Source organism: Bradyrhizobium sp. 604_D8_N2_3, assembly GCF_051810765.1.
GTDB lineage: Bacteria > Pseudomonadota > Alphaproteobacteria > Rhizobiales > Xanthobacteraceae > Bradyrhizobium > Bradyrhizobium barranii.
Genome location: NZ_JBPWPM010000001.1, coordinates 8,136,220 through 8,153,155, shown reverse-complemented (window position 1 = coordinate 8,153,155; position 16,936 = coordinate 8,136,220). Strand labels below are relative to the sequence as shown.

At 66.5% G+C, this 16,936-nt stretch carries 16 protein-coding genes; 10 read left to right on the top strand and 6 right to left on the bottom strand.

Annotated elements, in window-relative coordinates; genetic code table 11:
• Positions 1-165: 165 nt before the first annotated feature.
• From AB7245_RS39120 to poxB, 3 genes are all read left to right on the top strand, one after another.
• On the top strand, positions 166-1,080 hold the full coding sequence (locus tag AB7245_RS39120) for a 2-dehydro-3-deoxygalactonokinase (RefSeq protein ID WP_085399798.1): 915 nt from the start codon (positions 166-168) through the stop codon (positions 1,078-1,080).
• 13 nt (positions 1,081-1,093) lie between these two features.
• Positions 1,094-1,726: a 2-dehydro-3-deoxy-6-phosphogalactonate aldolase gene (locus AB7245_RS39115; protein WP_085399799.1), complete on the top strand. Its 633-nt coding sequence runs from the start codon at positions 1,094-1,096 to the stop codon at positions 1,724-1,726.
• An 80-nt stretch (positions 1,727-1,806) separates the two neighbouring features.
• Complete coding sequence (gene poxB / locus AB7245_RS39110; RefSeq protein ID WP_085399837.1) at positions 1,807-3,543, top strand: ubiquinone-dependent pyruvate dehydrogenase; 1,737 nt, start codon at positions 1,807-1,809, stop codon at positions 3,541-3,543.
• On the opposite strand, the gene AB7245_RS39105 is transcribed toward poxB, so the two are convergent.
• The gene (locus AB7245_RS39105; RefSeq protein ID WP_038942774.1) at positions 3,540-3,905 is read right to left on the bottom strand and encodes a hypothetical protein; all 366 of its coding nucleotides are present in this window, start codon (positions 3,903-3,905) and stop codon (positions 3,540-3,542) included. The two genes, poxB and AB7245_RS39105, sit on opposite strands and share 4 nt — an antisense overlap.
• Before the next feature lie 68 nt (positions 3,906-3,973).
• The gene (locus AB7245_RS39100) at positions 3,974-4,882 is read right to left on the bottom strand and encodes a PaaI family thioesterase (RefSeq protein WP_135215195.1); all 909 of its coding nucleotides are present in this window, start codon (positions 4,880-4,882) and stop codon (positions 3,974-3,976) included.
• Between the two features lie 160 nt (positions 4,883-5,042).
• Between AB7245_RS39100 and AB7245_RS39095 the strand changes: the two genes are divergently transcribed.
• Complete coding sequence (locus AB7245_RS39095) at positions 5,043-5,360, top strand: hypothetical protein (RefSeq protein WP_028151536.1); 318 nt, start codon at positions 5,043-5,045, stop codon at positions 5,358-5,360.
• A gap of 38 nt (positions 5,361-5,398) precedes the next feature.
• Here the strand turns inward: AB7245_RS39095 and AB7245_RS39090 are convergent, their stop codons facing one another.
• Positions 5,399-6,868, bottom strand: a complete 1,470-nt coding sequence (locus AB7245_RS39090; RefSeq protein WP_167768098.1) for an amidase — start codon at positions 6,866-6,868, stop codon at positions 5,399-5,401.
• A gap of 112 nt (positions 6,869-6,980) precedes the next feature.
• Positions 6,981-8,111, bottom strand: a complete 1,131-nt coding sequence (locus AB7245_RS39085) for a ring-opening amidohydrolase (protein ID WP_085399802.1) — start codon at positions 8,109-8,111, stop codon at positions 6,981-6,983.
• A gap of 248 nt (positions 8,112-8,359) precedes the next feature.
• On the opposite strand from AB7245_RS39085, the gene AB7245_RS39080 reads away from it, so the two are divergent.
• The 4 genes from AB7245_RS39080 to AB7245_RS39065 all read left to right on the top strand — a co-directional run bounded on the left by AB7245_RS39080 (position 8,360) and on the right by AB7245_RS39065 (position 13,450).
• On the top strand, positions 8,360-10,696 hold the full coding sequence (locus AB7245_RS39080; protein ID WP_085399803.1) for a Tex family protein: 2,337 nt from the start codon (positions 8,360-8,362) through the stop codon (positions 10,694-10,696).
• Between the two features lie 340 nt (positions 10,697-11,036).
• Positions 11,037-11,594 (top strand): hypothetical protein, encoded by a 558-nt coding sequence (locus tag AB7245_RS39075; RefSeq protein WP_085399804.1) that lies wholly within the window; start codon positions 11,037-11,039, stop codon positions 11,592-11,594.
• A gap of 100 nt (positions 11,595-11,694) precedes the next feature.
• Complete coding sequence (locus AB7245_RS39070) at positions 11,695-12,387, top strand: response regulator transcription factor (RefSeq protein WP_063985457.1); 693 nt, start codon at positions 11,695-11,697, stop codon at positions 12,385-12,387.
• Positions 12,374-13,450: a sensor histidine kinase gene (locus AB7245_RS39065; RefSeq protein ID WP_085399805.1), complete on the top strand. Its 1,077-nt coding sequence runs from the start codon at positions 12,374-12,376 to the stop codon at positions 13,448-13,450. Before AB7245_RS39070 ends, AB7245_RS39065 begins: the two co-directional genes overlap by 14 nt.
• Positions 13,451-13,462: 12 nt before the next feature.
• Here AB7245_RS39065 and AB7245_RS39060 read toward each other — a convergent pair whose 3' ends face one another.
• The gene (locus tag AB7245_RS39060; RefSeq protein ID WP_028151530.1) at positions 13,463-13,834 is read right to left on the bottom strand and encodes a response regulator transcription factor; all 372 of its coding nucleotides are present in this window, start codon (positions 13,832-13,834) and stop codon (positions 13,463-13,465) included.
• Positions 13,831-14,697 (bottom strand): S1C family serine protease, encoded by an 867-nt coding sequence (locus tag AB7245_RS39055; RefSeq protein ID WP_354080841.1) that lies wholly within the window; start codon positions 14,695-14,697, stop codon positions 13,831-13,833. The genes AB7245_RS39060 and AB7245_RS39055 overlap by 4 nt, the downstream gene beginning before the upstream one ends.
• A gap of 200 nt (positions 14,698-14,897) precedes the next feature.
• On the opposite strand from AB7245_RS39055, the gene AB7245_RS39050 reads away from it, so the two are divergent.
• The gene (locus AB7245_RS39050; protein WP_085399807.1) at positions 14,898-15,863 is read left to right on the top strand and encodes a VOC family protein; all 966 of its coding nucleotides are present in this window, start codon (positions 14,898-14,900) and stop codon (positions 15,861-15,863) included.
• A 64-nt stretch (positions 15,864-15,927) separates the two neighbouring features.
• Entirely contained in the window at positions 15,928-16,803 is an 876-nt protein-coding gene (locus AB7245_RS39045; RefSeq protein ID WP_085399808.1) for a dihydrodipicolinate synthase family protein, read from the top strand.
• The last annotated feature ends 133 nt before the right edge of the window (positions 16,804-16,936 follow it).

Here is a 16,936-nt window from a genome sequence, read left to right as displayed (position 1 = left end):
TGCCACCGCATCGCAAGCGGTGTGCCAGCGCGGCGAGCGCCTCAGACCCGCGAAAAATCGCTGGTTTGAGGCGGCAATAGCCGATATCCCGGGGCGGATTTGCGCGCCGTCGTCTCATTGTCGCGAGACGGCGTCTTGGCCGTGAGACTAAGGATACGTGTTGAGATGACCGAACCCGCCTATGTCGCGGTGGACTGGGGCACCAGTAGCTTCCGCCTCTGGCTGATCGACCGTGCCGGCAAGGTGCTGGCTGAACGTCGCAGCGATGAGGGCATGCTGGCCGCGGCCAAGGCCGGCTTTGCCGGCGTGCTGCAGTCGCATCTCACAGCTGTCGAGGCCCCGGCCCAGCTGCCGGTGCTTGTCTGCGGTATGGCCGGCGCCAAGACCGGCTGGGTCGAGGCCGGCTATGTTGACACACCTGCGCCGCTCTCTGCCGTGCTGAAGCAGGCCGCGCTTGTGCCCGGCGAGACGCGCGATATTCGCATCCTGCCCGGGATCGCGCAGCGCGATACCAGGGCGCCGGACGTGATGCGCGGCGAGGAGACGCAGCTGCTCGGTGCACTCGGTCTCGGGGCCCCTGGCGAAGCGCTGGTCTGCATGCCCGGCACGCATTCGAAATGGGTGCGCGTGAAGGACGGCACGGTCGTGCATTTCTCCACCTTCATGACCGGCGAGCTCTTCAGCGTGGTCTCGCGCGAGACGATCTTGTCACTCGCGGTCGCCGGTGCCGATGACGCCGAGGATGTCGCGAGCTTCAAGGCGGCCGTGAAAGCCGCGTATGAAGCGCCGGCCTTCGCGGCCAACCTTTTGTTCACAGCGCGGTCGCGGCAGCTCCTGTTCGGCGGCACGCCGGCCGCCGCGCGCGAGACGCTGTCGGGCACGTTGATCGGCGTCGAGCTGGCGGCAGGGCTCTCCGGCACGGTGCCGAAAGCGGGCATCACGCTGATTGCCTCCGGGCGGCTCGCGATGCTGTACCGGCTGGCCTTCGATGCGCTGTCGGTCACCGTGCAGCCGATCGATGCCGATGAAGCCGTTCGCCGCGGCCTGTCGATGGCCGCTGCCGCGATCTGGACGAAATGAGAGGAATCTTGAGATGAGCGTTCCCTTTCCGCCGATGAAGCGTCCGCTGGTCGCGATCCTGCGTGGTGTGAAGCCCGAGGAGACCGAGGCGATCGTCGGCGTGCTGATCGAGGCCGGCATGACCGCGATCGAGATCCCCCTGAATTCACCGGAGCCGTTCCGCTCGATCGCGATTGCCGCGAAGCTCGCGCCGGCCAGCGTCCTGATCGGCGCCGGCACGGTCTTGACCGCCGCAGATGTCGATCGTCTCAATGACGTCGGCGGCAAGTTGATGGTCTCGCCGAATGTGGATACGCAGGTGCTCACGCGTGCACATCAGTACGCCATGGTGACGTTGCCGGGCGTGTTCTCGCCGACCGAGGCGCTGCTCGCGGCGCGCTCCGGAGCATCGGGCCTGAAATTCTTTCCGGCCAGCGTGCTCGGTGCGTCCGGTATTGCCGCGATCCGCGCCGTGCTGCCGGCGGGCGTGATGATCGCCGCCGTCGGCGGCGTCTCCGACCAGAATTTTGCCGAGTACATGAAGGGCGGCGTGACCGCGTTCGGGCTCGGCTCCAGCCTCTACAAGCCCGGCATGACGGCCGCCGATGTCGCCGCTCGCGCAAAGGTGACAATCGCGGCCTATGATCGGGCGATTGTGAAAGACTGACCCAGCAATAAACAAGCCGTGATCCCGTCATAGCCGCGCTTTATCCTATCTTGCTGCACCAGCGAGATCAGGAGACCGACATGGCGATCAACAACGTAGCCGATCTGTTCGTGGCAACGCTCGAGCAGGCCGGCGTCAAGCGCATCTACGGCATCGTCGGCGACAGTCTGAACGGTCTCACCGAGGCGCTGCGCCGCCGCGGCACCATCGAATGGATTCATGTCCGCCACGAGGAGGTGGCGGCCTTCGCGGCTGCCGGCGAAGCCGAGATGACCGGAAGCCTTGCGGTGTGCGCAGGCTCCTGCGGCCCGGGCAATCTGCATCTGATCAACGGGCTGTTCGACGCGCATCGCAGCCGTGTTCCCGTGCTCGCGATCGCCGCGCAGATCCCCTCGGCGGAGATCGGCGGCGGCTATTTCCAGGAAACCCATCCGCAAAACCTGTTCAGGGAGTGCAGCCATTATTGCGAGCTGGTGTCGGATGCGAGCCAGCTGCCTTACGTGATCGAGAACGCCATTCGTGCGGCGGTCGGCCTGCGCGGCGTCGCGGTTATCGCGATGCCCGGCGACATCGCGTTCCGCAGCCCGCCCAAGCGCGCGCTGTCGACGACGCGCGGGCTCGCGCTGTCGGCGCCGAAGGTTGTGCCGCAGGCCGACGAGCTGAAGGCGCTCGCGGACCTCCTGAACGGCGCCGAGCGCATCACCCTGTTCTGTGGCCGCGGCTGCGCCGGCGCGCATGCGCCGCTGATGCAGCTGGCCGAAGCACTGAAGAGCCCGATCGTGCATGCGCTCGGCGGCAAGGAGCATGTCGAGTACGATAACCCCTACGACGTCGGCATGACCGGCTTCATCGGTTTCTCCTCAGGCTATGCCGCCATGCACGCCTGCGACGCGCTGGTGATGCTCGGCACCGATTTCCCTTACAAGCAGTTCTTCCCCACCGATGCGCAGGTCGCGCAGATCGACATCCGCCCGGAAAATCTGGGACGGCGCTGCAAGATCGATCTCGGCCTCGTCGGCGACGTCAAGCTGACCATCGAGGCGCTGCTGCCGCTGCTCAAGACCAAGACCCAGCGGAGGCATCTCGACGACGCCATCGCGCATTACAAGAAGGCGCGCGAAGGGCTCGACTCGCTTGCGAAGGGGACACCGGGCAGCAAACCGATCCATCCGCAATATCTGGCAAAAGTCATCAGCGACCATGCCTCCGACGACGCCGTCTTCACCGCCGATGTCGGCACGCCCACGGTGTGGGCCGCGCGCTATCTCGACATGAACGGCCGCCGCCGGCTGATCGGCTCGTTCGTGCACGGCTCGATGGCCAACGCGATGCCGCAGGCGATCGGCGCGCAGGCCTCGCAGCCCGGCCGCCAGATCATCTCGCTTTCCGGTGACGGCGGCTTCACCATGCTGATGGGTGACCTGATCACGCTGACCCAGATGAAGCTGCCGGTGAAAATCGTGGTCTTCAACAACGGCGTGCTCGGCTTCGTTGCGCTGGAGATGAAGGCGGCCGGGTTCGTCGACACCAATGTCGATCTTGAGAATCCTGATTTCGCGGCGATGGCGCGCGCGATGGGCATTTTCGCCAAACGCGTCGAGGACCCCGGCGAGCTTCCGGGCGCCGTGAAGGAGATGCTGGCGCATGACGGACCCGCGCTGCTCGACGTCGTCACGGCGAAGCAGGAGCTGTCGATGCCGCCGACCATCACGCCCGAGCAGATCAAGGGTTTCAGCCTCTGGGTGTTGCGCGCCGTGATGAACGGGCGCGGCGACGAGGTGCTGGATCTCGCTAAAACAAATCTGCTACCGCGCTAGCCCCGCTTCACCGAAGGCGCGGGCAGCCGCTCGTGGCGGTGCTGGAAGCGCTGCCAGTGCAGCACGATGCCGATCAGCAGGGCCGGCACGAAGCCGAGTGCGATCAGGAAATACGGCAGCTGCGTCGGCGAGATGAATGCAATGGCGATATCGGAGATCAGCCAGAGCGCTGCGAACATCACCGCGAAATCGGTGCGCGGGCAGCGCAAATAATAGAACACGGCGGTGATGACGATGGCGGGCCCGATCGCGATGCCGATCATCACCGCGGTCAGCTCCTTCGGCGTCAGCGCGTCGAGCACCATCGACGCCAGCAGCCAGAGCGCGGCGAACATGGCGATGATGTCGAGCGGATGCCGCAATCCAATACCTCTCGCAGGAACCGCGCTATCGTTGTGGCCGGAACTCCGGTCGTCAAGGGAAAATACGCCTATTCCTCGTCACTTCCGGGCGTTGGCCGCAGCATGAAATGGCCGAAAGCGGTGGCGATCGGCTTGTTCGCATCGTCCTGCCAGGCCCGCGCCTCGAAGGCGACGATACGCCGGCCCTGTTTCACGATCGAGACATTGGCGACGGTATCGAGGGCGCGTCCGGAACGCAGATAGTTGACGGTGAGTCCGATCGGCTTGGGCAGCGCGGCGATGCCGAGCTCGCGCCTCACGCCGAGGATCGCGGAGGTCTCGAGGAAAGCACCGGTCATGCCGCCATGGATCGCGGGCAGGATCGGATTGCCGATGATCTGCGGCGAGAACGGCATCGTCAGCGTGCCGTCGTTATTGACGCGAATGCCGAGGCAGCGCGCGAACGGGCTGTTGGCGAACGGGCCGTCCGGATCGTCGGGCGCCTCCAGCGTCGGGATGCTGCGCGAGTCCATCCTGCGGTCCGCGAGCATGTTGGTGCGATTGGCGCCGATCATGAAGCAGGCGGTCGCGGTTGCAACCGGATCGTCCTCGGAGTCCTGATAGGCGGTGGAGCGCACGAAGGCGATCGAGCGCGTGGTGCGGTAGCAGACCGAATGCGCCTTGATGTCGAGGCCCGGTGTCGCCGGCTTCTGATAATCGATGCGCAGATCCAGGGTTGCGATCGCGCGCGTGCCGTCGAGCGCAAGTTGCACCGCCATGCCGCAGCTCTCGTCCAGCATCGCGGTGACGACGCCGCCATGCAGCACGCCGGTCTCGGTGTCGCCGACGAAGACCGGACGATAGGGCAGGCTGGACCAGGCCTCGGCGGGGGCGAAGCGGTCGAGCTGGAGCCCGCTGATATGGCCGTAGTCGGAGCGGCGGCCCTTGATCGCCTCGGCGAGATCCTCGAACGGCAGCGTGGTGGGTGAAGTGGACATGACGACGTTCTAGACCAGGTCGGGCGCCGCGCAAAACCCCGAAAGGGGCTCATCAGGCAGGTTCGCAGGCTGGTCTGCCTGGGCCGGTTTGGCCTCGACATGGTGTGCCGAAGCAACGATGGTGGGCGCTTCGTCCGTCGACTAGCCCTAAGGAGTGCCCATGGCCGACCCCGAAACACCCGCCACCAATCAGGGGCCCGTGACCATTTCGAGCTCCAGCTCGGAACGGGCACCGATCATCTATTTCGACGGCGCATCCTGCTTCGGACACCACAACGGCGCGATCCAGATCGAGCTCGCCGCGAACCTGCTGATGCCGGTCGGTGCCGCCGTCAGGGTCGACGTGGTCCAGACCGCGCACTTGCGTTGCAGCGTGGCCGCAGCGCTGGCGCTGCGCGAGGCCCTCGACAAGGCGCTGGCGATGTACAGGCAGGGTCAGCAGCAGCCGGCGGAGGTGATCCCGACGGTGAAGAATTGAGATCGCGGGCGATCGCTTTTGAATGCGATCGCAATCTCTCAGCCCACATGCACCTTCGGCTTCTTGCCGCCGTTCCACTTGCCGTCGAGCGCGCGCTCGATCTGGGCGGCGAGCTGCAGGAGCAGGCCGTCATTGGCCTGCTTGGCGATGGCCTGGATGCCGAGCGGCAGGCCGTGGTCTTGCTCTGCCATCGGCATCGAGATCGCCGGCATGCCGCAGAGATTGGCGAGCGGCGTGAAGGCGAAGAAGCGCCAGAGATTGCCGAACCAGTCGAGGACGTCAGGATTTTCGGAGATGGTGAGATATTCCCTGGTGCCGACCTTCGGCGTCGGCAACGCGGTGATCGGCGTCAGGATCACGTCCCACTGCTCGAAGAACGCGCCGAAGCCGCGTGACGTGGTGTTGAACACGCCTTGCATCTTCGCCCGCTCGGCGAAGCTCGTGTGCCGACCGGCTTCCCAGATCCTGATGTTCATGGGCTCGATCAGATCTTCCGGTGGCTTTTCCATCCCGCGTGCGGCGAGCATGTTGGAGATCACCACGGCAAAATTGCTGATGTAGCAGGTGGTCTGCGCCGCGAACGCGGCGCGGAAGTCGAGTTCGGGCAGCGCGTATTCGACGTGATGGCCGAGGCCTTCAAGGAAGCGGCCGGTTTTCTCCAGCTCGGCGGCGATCTCCGGCGTCGCAGTGTAGTCGCCCCAGGTGTGCGACAGCGCGATGCGAAGCTTTGACGGGTCGCGCTTGATCATCTCGGAATAGGGCTGCGCCGTGGTCCAGAACGGCATGAACTCGCCGGGCGCAGGCCCGCGCGCGTGATCGACGAAGGCAGCGGTGTCGCGCACCGAGCGCGACTGGCAGCCCTGGATCGAGACGAGACCGGTGAGGTCGGACATGTGCGGGGCCAGCGAGAACACGCCGCGCGACACCTTCAGCCCGATATTGCCGTTGACGCCGGCGGGAATGCGGATCGAGCCGCCGCCGTCGGTCGCATGCGCGATCGGGACGACGCCGGCCGCGACCATCGCCGCGCTGCCCGCGGACGAGCCGCAGGTGGTGTAGTCGGTATTCCAGGGATTGCGCGTCACGTAGACGGCGGGATTGTCGGCCGAGCTGCACACGCCGAATTCCGGCGTCGTGGTGCGTCCGATCAGGTTGAGGCCTGCCTGACGGAATTTACCGGTGAGGAACGTATCGGCCGCGGCGCGATTGCCGCGCATCAGCAGCGAGCCCATCTCCTGCAGCCGGCCCTTCATGGTCGGTCCGAGGTCCTTCATCAGGAAGGGCAGGCCGGCGAACGGGCCGGCAAGATTGGCTCCGTCCTTGGCCGGATCGGCGATCACGTCCTCGAACAGCTCGACCACGCCCGACAGTGCCGGATTGACCTTGGCCACGCCCGCGGCGGCCTGGCGCGCCAGTTCCTTCGCCGTCAGCTCGCCCTTGCGGACGCGCGCTGCCAGTCCGACGCCATCGTGCTGCGCCCATTCGTTCCAGCTCATCGGCAAAGTCATGAAGTCAAAATCCCCGTGGGTAGCGGCGTCACCTTTTTCGCAAGGGCCCGCGTGAATCAACTGAGCCGGCGCGAAGGGCAGGGTTGCGCCGGGCGGAGAGGTCGCCGCGTCATTAAGACAGCCTTGCGATCACCGCAACCGGGCCGCCGCCCGCCGGCCCCTGATGCTCGGCACCACCGGAGACATAGACCGCGCCGGTGCCGGCGAGGCCGGCGATCAGGCCGCCGACGGCCGCGCGGGCGTGGCGCGTCGAGCTGATGTCGGTATCTTCGAGCATGGTGTGGCGGAAGCCGCGCACGCTGCCATCAGGCGAGGCCTCGGCCTTGGCGAAGATGTTGACGAGCTCGCGGCCCTCGGTGGCTAGCGGCGCGACGCCAAGCCCAACACCAAGGCCAACACCAAGCCCGACGCTGTTCAACGCCGACACCACCGCCGGGGCATCGATCGCATCGTTCATCACGGCGTGGCCGATCTCGAACTCGCCTGCTGAAGACGCCGAGTTGCCGAGCACGATGATGACGTTGTGCATCAGCTCGATCCCGGACGAGGTGGACGCAACCGACGAGAACAGATCGTAGCGCCGCAGCACGTCGTCGTCGCCAACATCGGAAGCGATCTCGTCGAGCGCGACCGCGACCCCAAGCGCGGAGGCGCCGCGCGAATAGGCCATTGAGCTGTAGGCGCTGGTCGTGGCCGTCTTGTTGCCGCGCGCGTTTGCTGTTTCGACGCGGTCGCTGGTGAGCAGCGGGCATTTGATCTGCACGAAATGGACGTCGGCGGGATCGGTGATGCCGGCATCCGCCATCGCGGCAGTCACCGCCTTGGCCGTTTCCATGATCTGTGCGGAGCGGCCGATCTCTTCGGGGAGGAAGTCCCGCGTGTGCGCCATGCCGATGCTCAAGCGCTTGCCGGACATGCCTGCCGGGCGCTCAGCCTGGCGCCGCGTGAACACCGTGATATGCGGGCTGAGCACGCCTTCGGTGCCGCCCGATATCACGAAGGCGATGCGCTGCTCGACCGCCTCTGGCGAAAGGCCGAGTTCTGGCGCCAGCGCGGTGCACAACGCAGCAACGGCATATTCCCGCGTAAAATCGTTGACGCCGCCATTGCCTTCGGTCTTGCCGAGGATGGCCAAAATCGTTGTCGGGTCGATCGCGCCGGAGCCGATCATGGCCATGAGGCCGGAGACGTCGCCGGGGCCCTTGGTGGCGACCCTGAAGACGCCGACCGATGCTGTCCGCATTGCAGTCCTCGTGTGGAGTTCGGTGGTCCGGCGGATGAACCAGCCGTGGAACGGAGGCGCATGTCAAGGCACAAGCGGGGGTGCAGGCACCCACGAATGTGGCGAGATCGCATCCGGTTCAACAAAAAAATCCTCTGTCGACGGTTGCGCGCCGCACCTTGATGAATCAACCTCGGTTGGTCCATAAGCGGCGTCCCGCTGCCGGTGGTTCGCCCCCGCGTCGCGTGCTTGGATAGAGGGATTCTCGCGTGGCAAATATCAACCAGAAAATTGCGCAGGAGCTTGGGGTACGGGCGGAGCAGGTCGAGGCGACGGTGACGTTGCTCGACGGCGGCGCCACGGTTCCCTTCATCGCCCGCTACCGCAAGGAAGCGACCGGTGCGCTCGACGACGCGCAATTGCGCACCCTGGAGGAGCGCCTGGGCTATCTGCGCGAGCTCGAAGACCGCCGCAAAGCCATCCTCGAATCGGTCCGCGAGCAGGGCAAGCTCGATGCGGCGCTGGAAGCCTCCATTCTCGCCGCCGACAGCAAGGCGCGCCTGGAAGACATCTATCTGCCGTTCAAGCCGAAGCGCCGCACCAAGGCCGAGATCGCCAAGGAAGCCGGTCTCGAGCCGCTGGCCAATCAGCTGATGGCAGAGCCGGGCAACGATCCGAAGGTCGTGGCCGAAACTTTCATCAACGCCGAGAAGGGCGTTGCCGATGCCGCTGCCGCGCTCGATGGCGCCCGCGCCATCCTGGTCGAGCGCTTCGACGAAGACGCCGACCTGATCGGTGCTTTGCGCGAAGAGATGTGGACCAACGCGCGCATGGCCTCCAAGGTGCGCGAGGGCAAGAAGACCGAGGGCGAAAAGTTCGCCGACTATTTCGAGTTCTCCGAGCCGCTGACGAAGCTCCCGTCGCACCGCATCCTCGCGATGTTCCGCGGCGAGAAGGAGGAAATCCTCGACCTTCAGATGCAGGCCGAAGCCGAAGCGTCGCCGCCGGGCGTGCCGAGCGCTTATGAATTGAAGATCATGAAGCGGTTCGGCATCGCCGACCTCAAGCGCGCCGGCGACCGCTGGCTGATCGACACCGTGCGCTGGGCCTGGCGCACCAAGATCCAGGTGCATCTCAACATCGACCTGCGCATGCGGCTGTGGAATGCCGCCGAGACCGAGGCCGTGCGCGTGTTCGCTTCCAATTTGCGCGACCTGCTGCTCGCGGCACCCGCCGGCACCCGTGTCACCATGGGCCTCGATCCGGGCTACCGCACCGGCGTCAAGGTCGCCGTCACCGACGCGACCGGCAAGGTGGTCGATACTGCCGTGATCTATCCGCACGAGCCGCAGCGGCAGTGGAACGAGGCGCTTGCGATCCTCGGCAAGCTTGCGCTGAAGCATCGTGTCGAGCTGATCGCGATCGGCAACGGCACCGCCTCGCGCGAAACCGACAAGCTCGCAGGCGATCTCGTCAAGGGCCTGGCCGAGCTGAAGATGACCAAGATCGTGGTGTCGGAAGCCGGCGCGTCGGTCTATTCGGCCTCGGCCTTCGCCTCGGAGGAGTTGCCGGGTCTCGACGTCACCCTGCGAGGCGCAGTCTCGATCGCCCGCCGTCTCCAGGACCCGCTCGCCGAGCTCGTCAAGATCGAGCCCAAGGCGATCGGCGTCGGCCAGTACCAGCACGACCTCGGCCAGGCCAAGCTCGCCAAGTCGCTCGATGCCGTGGTCGAGGACTGCGTGAACGCGGTCGGCGTCGACGTCAACACCGCCTCGGCGCCACTTCTGGCCCGCGTGTCGGGTGTCGGCTCCGGCCTGGCCTCGAGCATCGTGGCCCACCGCGACGCCAACGGCCCGTTCAAGTCGCGCAAGGCGCTGAAGGACGTGCCGCGGCTCGGCCCGAAGGCGTTCGAGCAATGCGCCGGCTTCCTGCGCATCCTCGGCGGCGAGGACCCGCTCGATGCGTCCGGCGTGCATCCGGAAGCCTATCCCGTGGTGCGCCGGATTCTCAGCGCCACCAAGAGTGACATCAAGGCGCTGATCGGCAGCAGCGAGATCGTGCGTACGCTGAAGCCGAAAGATTTCGTCGACGAGACCTTTGGTCTGCCGACCGTCACCGACATCCTGCGCGAGCTCGAGAAGCCCGGCCGCGATCCGCGTCCGGCGTTCAAGGCCGCGGTGTTCAAGGAGGGTGTCGAGGAGATCAAGCATCTCCAGAAGGGCATGATCCTCGAGGGGACCGTGACCAACGTTGCCGCCTTCGGCGCCTTCGTCGATATCGGCGTGCACCAGGACGGCCTGGTTCACATCTCGGCGATGTCCAGGAACTACATCAAGGATCCGCGCGAGGTGGTGAAGCCCGGAGACATCGTCAAGGTGAAGGTGCTGGACTTCGAAGTCGCCCGCAAGCGCATCTCGCTGACATTGCGCCTCGACGACGAGGTCGGCGCCAAGAAGGACGCGCCCGGCATGCAGCGGGACAACAGCTCGCGAAACCCCGCGCGCATGACGTCGTCGGCCCCGCGCAACCAGGAATCCTCCGGCGGCGGCGCCCTCGCGGAGGCCATGCGCCGGGCGGCCGAGAGGAACGGCGGCAAGCGGGCGTGATACTTTAACCTCTCCCCGCTCTTGCGGGGAGAGGTCGGATCGCGCTAGCGATCCAGGTGAGGCAAGGCATGCGGCTGACCGGATCAAAGGCCCCTCCGGCTCGTAACTTGACGGTGCACGGGACAAGCGTTGCGATCACTTTTTAGATCACCTTGGCGGGACGCAGCCTCTCACCCCACCCTCTCCCCGTCAGAACGGGGTGAGGGAGCGAAAGAGCGTTCGTCCCTAACACCTGCGTCAGAATCTGGCGCGTTTGTAAGTTGAAGGTGCCTGTCCCTTCCTCTCATCTGATCCTCCTCGCGCGGCAGAAAGATCGCCGCGCAGCACGGAGGATGCTTCGATGGACAACAGGCTTCTCAAAGGCGTCACTGCGGTGACGCTCGCCGCAATGATGGCGCTCGCTTCACCTGCGCTTGCCCGTGGCGGCGGTGGCGGAGGCCATGGCGGTGGCGGCTTCGGCGGTGGCGGCCATGGCGGCTTTGGCGGTGGCGGGCATTTCGGTGGCGGCGGAATGCATGCGGGTGGCTTCGGCGGCATGCGCGCGGGTGGTTTCGGCGGCATGGGTGGCGCGCGCTTTGCTGGCGGCCCGGGCTTCGGTGGAGCCCGCTTCGTCGGCTCGCCAATGGCTGCCCGCGCCGCCATCGGGCCGCGCTTTGCCGGTGCACCATTAGCGACCCGCGCCGCTTTCGGCCCGCGGTTTGCTGGCCCGGGCTGGCACGGCAGGCCGTTCATTGGCCGCCATGCCTTCTTCCACCGTCACCGCTTCAACCGGTTCGCTTTCGTCGGCGCGCCGTTCTTCTATGCCAACTATGCCAACTATTACGACGATGGTTGCTGGCGCAGGAGCTTGACGCCCTATGGATGGCAATGGGTCAATGTGTGCGGAGACTATTGGTAGTCGCATCGCGGTACCGCACCATTGTCGCGATCGCCACCGGGCGGTTCCGCTCAGCCCCGGAACGGGATAGTCTGGTGGCGATCGTCGCGCGGAGTTTTGCATGACCGGAGGTCACCGCCGCATTCTGGTCGTCGAGGACGATCCGGAAACCGCAGGCCAGCTCGTCGAGGAACTCACCACCTCGGGCTACGACGTCGATCTTGCCGCGACGGGTCGTGAAGCCCTGAGCCACGGCGTCGCCCGCGACTATGCCGTGATCACCATCGACCGCATGCTGCCCGACATCGACGGCATCGCCGTGATGCGCCAGTTGCGCGACGACGGCATCGCCGCACCCTTCCTGATCATCTCCGCGCTCGGCGAGGTTGACGACCGCGTGCGCGGTTTGCGCGCCGGGGGCGATGACTATCTCGTCAAGCCGTTCTCCTTCGTCGAGCTGCTGGCGCGCCTCGAGGCGCTCGGCCGCCGCAGCGAGACCGTCGCCAAGGAAACCATCCTGCGGGTCGGCGATCTCGCCATCGACCTGATCGCGCGCAACGCCAGCCGGCGCGGCCGGAAAATTCCGCTGCTGCCGCGCGAGTTTCAGCTGCTCGAATATCTCGTCCGCAACGAAGGCCGCGTCGTCTCCCGGGCGATGCTGCTCCAGCATGTCTGGGATCTGCATTTCGATCCCTCCACCAACATCATCGACGTCTATGTCGGGCGGGTCCGCCGCAAGGTCGACGATGCCCAGGCCTATCCGCTGATCCATACGATCCGCGGCATCGGATATTGCATCCGTGCTCCTGGCTAAGACGCTCCGCTCCTCCACCTTCCGTCTGGCACTGATCGCGATCGCGGCGTTCGGCCTGATCGTCGCGGCGATCATGGCCTATGTCTATTTCGGCACGATCGCCTATGTGCAGGGCCGGGTCGGCGACGCCGGCGATCACAGCGGCTTCACCGCGATGATCGAGCTCGCGATGGTCGCCGTCGCCGTGCTGCTGGCCGTGCTGGCCGGGGTCGCGGCCGTGCTGGTGACGCGGCGCACGGTCGGACGGATCGAGGAGATCAATGCGACCAGCCGCGCCATCATGCTGTCGGGGCTCGACCGGCGCATTCCCTTGCGCGGCAGTCACGACGAGTGGGACCGCGTCGCCGAAAACCTCAACCAGATGCTCGACCGCATCGAGACGCTGATGGGTGAGGTCAAGCAGGTCAGCGACAACGTCGCCCACGATCTGCGCACGCCGCTGACGCGCATGCGCGGCCGGCTGGAAAAGGCCTATCACACCCCGCGCAATGGTGAGGCCGATGCGGTGCTGATCGGCGACACCATCGCCGATCTCGATTCGGTGCTCGGCATGTTCGCTTCCATCACGCGGATCTCGGAGATCGAGACCCGCGCCCGCCGGAGTGCGTTTCGTGCGCTCGACCTCGCTGAAATCGCCGGCGAGGTCGTCGAACTCTATGACGCCGCGGCCGAGCAGGTGGCGACCCGCCTCAGCCTTGACGGCGACCGCCAGGTGGCGATTACGGGGGACCGCGACCTGCTGTTCGACGCCATCGCCAATCTGGTCGACAACGCGATAAAGCACGGCCGCGCGGGCGGGCAGGTCACCGTGACCTGTCGCAGCGCCGGTGGCGGGGCGGTGATCGCGATCGCCGACGATGGCCCGGGCATTCCCACCGGAGAGCGCGATCACGTGTTCAAGCGCTTCTACCGGCTCGAACAGAGCCGTTACACGCCGGGCAACGGTCTGGGCTTGAGCCTGGTCGCGGCCGTTGCCGGTCTCCATGGCGCCGAGATTGCACTGCACGACAATGCGCCGGGCCTCACGGTCCGGCTCAGCTTCCCGGCGACATCAGCGCGATAGGAGCTGACGGCGTCATAGCTCGATCACGCCGCGGCGTGCCGCATGCGCGACCGCGTCGGTGCGGCCGGTGGCATCCAGCTTGTCGAGCAGCGAACCGACGTGGAATTTGACCGTGTGCACGGAGATGCCGAGCTGGCGCGCGATCAGCTTGTTGGACGCGCCTTCCGCCATCAGCGCCAGGACATCGAGCTCGCGCTGCGTCAGCGCGATGTCTTCCGGCATGCTGCGCGGATCGCGCGCCATGACCGTCGCCGTGGCGGCCTCGCCGGGCGCGGCGAGCCGAAGCCCGGCGATGTTGCCGAGCAAGACCGCCAGGCGATCGGCGAGGGCGGGATCGTCGATCTCCAGGGCGAGCACGATCTCGGGCGCGTTGTCCTCGCTCACGCCTCGGGCCTCTCGCCGATCGTGACCTTGAAGCTGACTGGCTCGCCGCCGCGGCGCACCGCGACATCGACGACCGTGCCGACGCTCGCAGGTCCCAGCGTCCGCGACAGCGCACGCACGCCGGAGAGCTTCTGGTCGTTAACCGCCACGATGACGTCGCCCTGGCGGATGCCGGCCGCAGCCGAAGGGCCGGCCTTGTCGACATTCATCACCATCGCGCCGATGCCATCGTCGAGCCGCACCGGCTGGAGCCCGAGGCCGAGATATCCGCGGGCGATGCGGCCGCGCGCCTCGAGCTGTGCCGCGACCCGCTCGATTGTCGCCGTCGGGATCACCAGGACCCGCCGCGGCCCGAGCACGGCCATGCCGAAGGCGTCGCCTGATGCATCGAGCGCGAGCCCGCCTTGTTGCGCGAAGCGCAGGCGTACGTCGAGCTCGATCCGCGCATCGATGTCGCCGCCGCGCAAGGAGCGCCAGCTCTTGCCGGACAGTGATACCATGCCGAGCGCCGCGCTCGGCGCATCGCGATCGGTGGCGACGACGACCGACAGCGTGCCGAGGGGCGGAACGGTCGCGGCCAGCTTGACCGGCGCAAGACTGGCATCGGTGCGCAACAGCGCGATGTCGGTCGTATGGTCGCGGCCGACGATTGTGGCGGCCGCGGTGCTGCCGTCGGGGAGGCTGATCTGGATATCGCCCTCGTCGGCCAGCGCTTCGTCGGCGGTGACGATCAAGCCGGGTTTCCAGACGAAGCCGGTGGCGCGGGAGCGATGCGAATGCACGGCGACGACGGATGGCGCGGTGCGCGTCACGACATCCGCGAGCGCGGACGAAAGGGACGACAGAGGAGTGGGGTCGGTCATGGAAGGCTCCTGTAAATTGTCCTCAATCTGGGATGTCGCGGGCGATAGCGAAACTGGCCGGGTGGCCAGGACAGATGGGGCGGACCGGCTTCCGCAGGACTACGGCCGACGAACATGTGATTGGGAGGCCTTCACGGGAACGTGTAGCAATCCAGAAATTGCACCGCACGTCCCTAAGCGTTTCCAGCGAGCCCCGACCGATGACCGTCGACCTCACCCGCCGTACCCTGCTTCAACTCGCCGGTGCGACCTCGCTCGCGATGGCGGCGGCCGCCGCCGCTCGGGCCGAGGGCCTGCCGCAAGGCGGCGGTCCGACCTATGCCAGCCGCACGCCGATGCGGGTGGGCATGGTGACGCTCCGGGTCAAGAACCTCGACAAGGTCGCGGACTACTATCGCGACGTGATCGGGCTCACCGTGATGGAGCGCTCCGCGACCGGCGCGACGCTCGGCACGGCCGGTATCACGCTGCTCGTGCTGGAAGCCCGTCCCGAGGCCGCGATCGAGCCGCGCAACGCCGCGGGCCTCTACCACACCGCCTTCCTGATGCCGTCGCGAAAAGATCTCGCGCGCTGGCTGGTGCACGCCGCCTCGCACCGCGTGCCGCTGTCGGGCTTCGCCGATCATCTCGTCAGCGAATCCGTCTATCTCGACGACCCCGAAGGCAACGGCATCGAGGTCTATGCCGACCGCGATCCCTCGCAATGGCAGTGGAGCGAGGGCAGCGTGAAGATGGCGAGCGACGAGCTCAACATCCCTGACCTCTTGTCGCTGACCAACACGCGCGTGGCAGACTACGCCAAGGCGCCGGATGGTCTGCGCGTCGGCCACATGCATCTGCGTGTCGGCGATCTCGCCGAGGCCGAACGGTTCTATCACGGCACGGTCGGCCTCGATCCGACCCGCCGCCGTGGCGGCGCCGCGTTCCTGTCGTCGGGCCGCTATCACCATCACCTCGGCATGAACGTCTGGCAGAGCCAGGGGGCCGGCCAACGCGACGATCAGACCACGGGGCTCGCCTGGTTCTCGCTGGTGATGGCGAAGCAGGACATTCTCGCTGCGCAGGAGGAGCGCCTGCGCAAGGGCGGCGCGCATGTCACGGCGCTCGCCAATGGTCTGGAGGCCGTCGATCCCTGGGGCACGCGGGTGCGCCTGATCAGGGTTTGATCGATAGCGCGGGCATTGCTATGACCGGTCAGGCGCTAGCCAATTTTCCGGGGTTCAGCCTGACATGCCTGATTTTCACGGCGTCTTTCCCTACCTCATTTCGCCCGTCGATGCCGATGGCACGGTGCGCACCGAAGTCCTCGGCAAGCTCTGCGACGATTTGATCGGCGCAGGCGTGCACGGGCTGACGCCGCTGGGTTCGACCGGCGAGTTCGCCTATCTCAATGCCGCGCAACGCACCGCGATCGTGCAGACCACCATCGAGGCCGCGAAGGGCCGCGTGCCGGTCGTGGCCGGCGTCGCATCCACCTCGACGGCGGATGCAGTGGCGCAGGCGAGGGCGTATCAGAAGTGTGGTGCCAACGGCATCCTGGCGATCCTGGAAGCGTACTTTCCGCTCGCCGATGCCCAGGTCGAATCGTACTTCCGCGCCATCGCGGATGCCGTGGACATCCCGGTCGTCATCTACACCAATCCGCAATTCCAGCGTTCCGATCTCACGCTCGACATCATCGCGCGCCTCGCTGAACATCCGCGCATCGGCTACATCAAGGACGCCTCGACCAATACCGGCCGGCTGCTCTCGATCATGAACCGCTGCGGCTATGCCTTGCGCGTGTTCTCGGCCTCCGCCCACATCCCGGCGGCGGTGATGCTGATCGGCGGGCTCGGCTGGATGGCGGGACCTGCCTGCATCATCCCGCGCCAGAGCGTCGCACTCTACGACCTCTGCAAGGCCGGCCGCTGGGACGAGGCCATGGCGCTCCAGCGCAGACTGTGGCGGATCAACGAGGCTTTCGCCCGCTTCAACCTCGCCGCCTGCATCAAGGCGGGGCTGGCGGTTCAGGGCTACGACGTCGGCGATCCCGTCCCGCCGCAGGCCGCGCTGTCGGCCGACGCCCGCAAGGTGGTGGAGGCGGCGTTGAGGGAGCTTGATTAGCCGTCATGGCCGGGCTTGTCCCGGCCATCCACGTCTTGCCCTGTGGCACATAGAACGTGGATGCCCGGGACAAGCCCGGGCATGACGAATCTGTGGGTTCACCGCCCAAAACCGCGGCTGGTATGCCTCCGAT

Excerpts from the sequence above, each read along its gene's own strand:
- poxB (WP_085399837.1), top strand. The coding sequence starts at position 1,807 with ATGGCGATCAACAACGTAGCCGATCTGTTCGTGGCAACGCTCGAGCAG.
- AB7245_RS39095 (WP_028151536.1), top strand. The coding sequence starts at position 5,043 with ATGGCCGACCCCGAAACACCCGCCACCAATCAGGGGCCCGTGACCATT.
- AB7245_RS39050 (WP_085399807.1), top strand. The coding sequence starts at position 14,898 with ATGACCGTCGACCTCACCCGCCGTACCCTGCTTCAACTCGCCGGTGCG.
- AB7245_RS39045 (WP_085399808.1), top strand. The coding sequence starts at position 15,928 with ATGCCTGATTTTCACGGCGTCTTTCCCTACCTCATTTCGCCCGTCGAT.
- AB7245_RS39100 (WP_135215195.1), bottom strand. The coding sequence starts at position 4,882 with ATGTCCACTTCACCCACCACGCTGCCGTTCGAGGATCTCGCCGAGGCG.
- AB7245_RS39115 (WP_085399799.1), top strand. The coding sequence starts at position 1,094 with ATGAGCGTTCCCTTTCCGCCGATGAAGCGTCCGCTGGTCGCGATCCTG.
- AB7245_RS39055 (WP_354080841.1), bottom strand. The coding sequence starts at position 14,697 with ATGACCGACCCCACTCCTCTGTCGTCCCTTTCGTCCGCGCTCGCGGAT.
- AB7245_RS39075 (WP_085399804.1), top strand. The coding sequence starts at position 11,037 with ATGGACAACAGGCTTCTCAAAGGCGTCACTGCGGTGACGCTCGCCGCA.
- AB7245_RS39085 (WP_085399802.1), bottom strand. The coding sequence starts at position 8,111 with ATGCGGACAGCATCGGTCGGCGTCTTCAGGGTCGCCACCAAGGGCCCC.
- AB7245_RS39090 (WP_167768098.1), bottom strand. The coding sequence starts at position 6,868 with ATGACTTTGCCGATGAGCTGGAACGAATGGGCGCAGCACGATGGCGTC.
- AB7245_RS39120 (WP_085399798.1), top strand. The coding sequence starts at position 166 with ATGACCGAACCCGCCTATGTCGCGGTGGACTGGGGCACCAGTAGCTTC.
- AB7245_RS39070 (WP_063985457.1), top strand. The coding sequence starts at position 11,695 with ATGACCGGAGGTCACCGCCGCATTCTGGTCGTCGAGGACGATCCGGAA.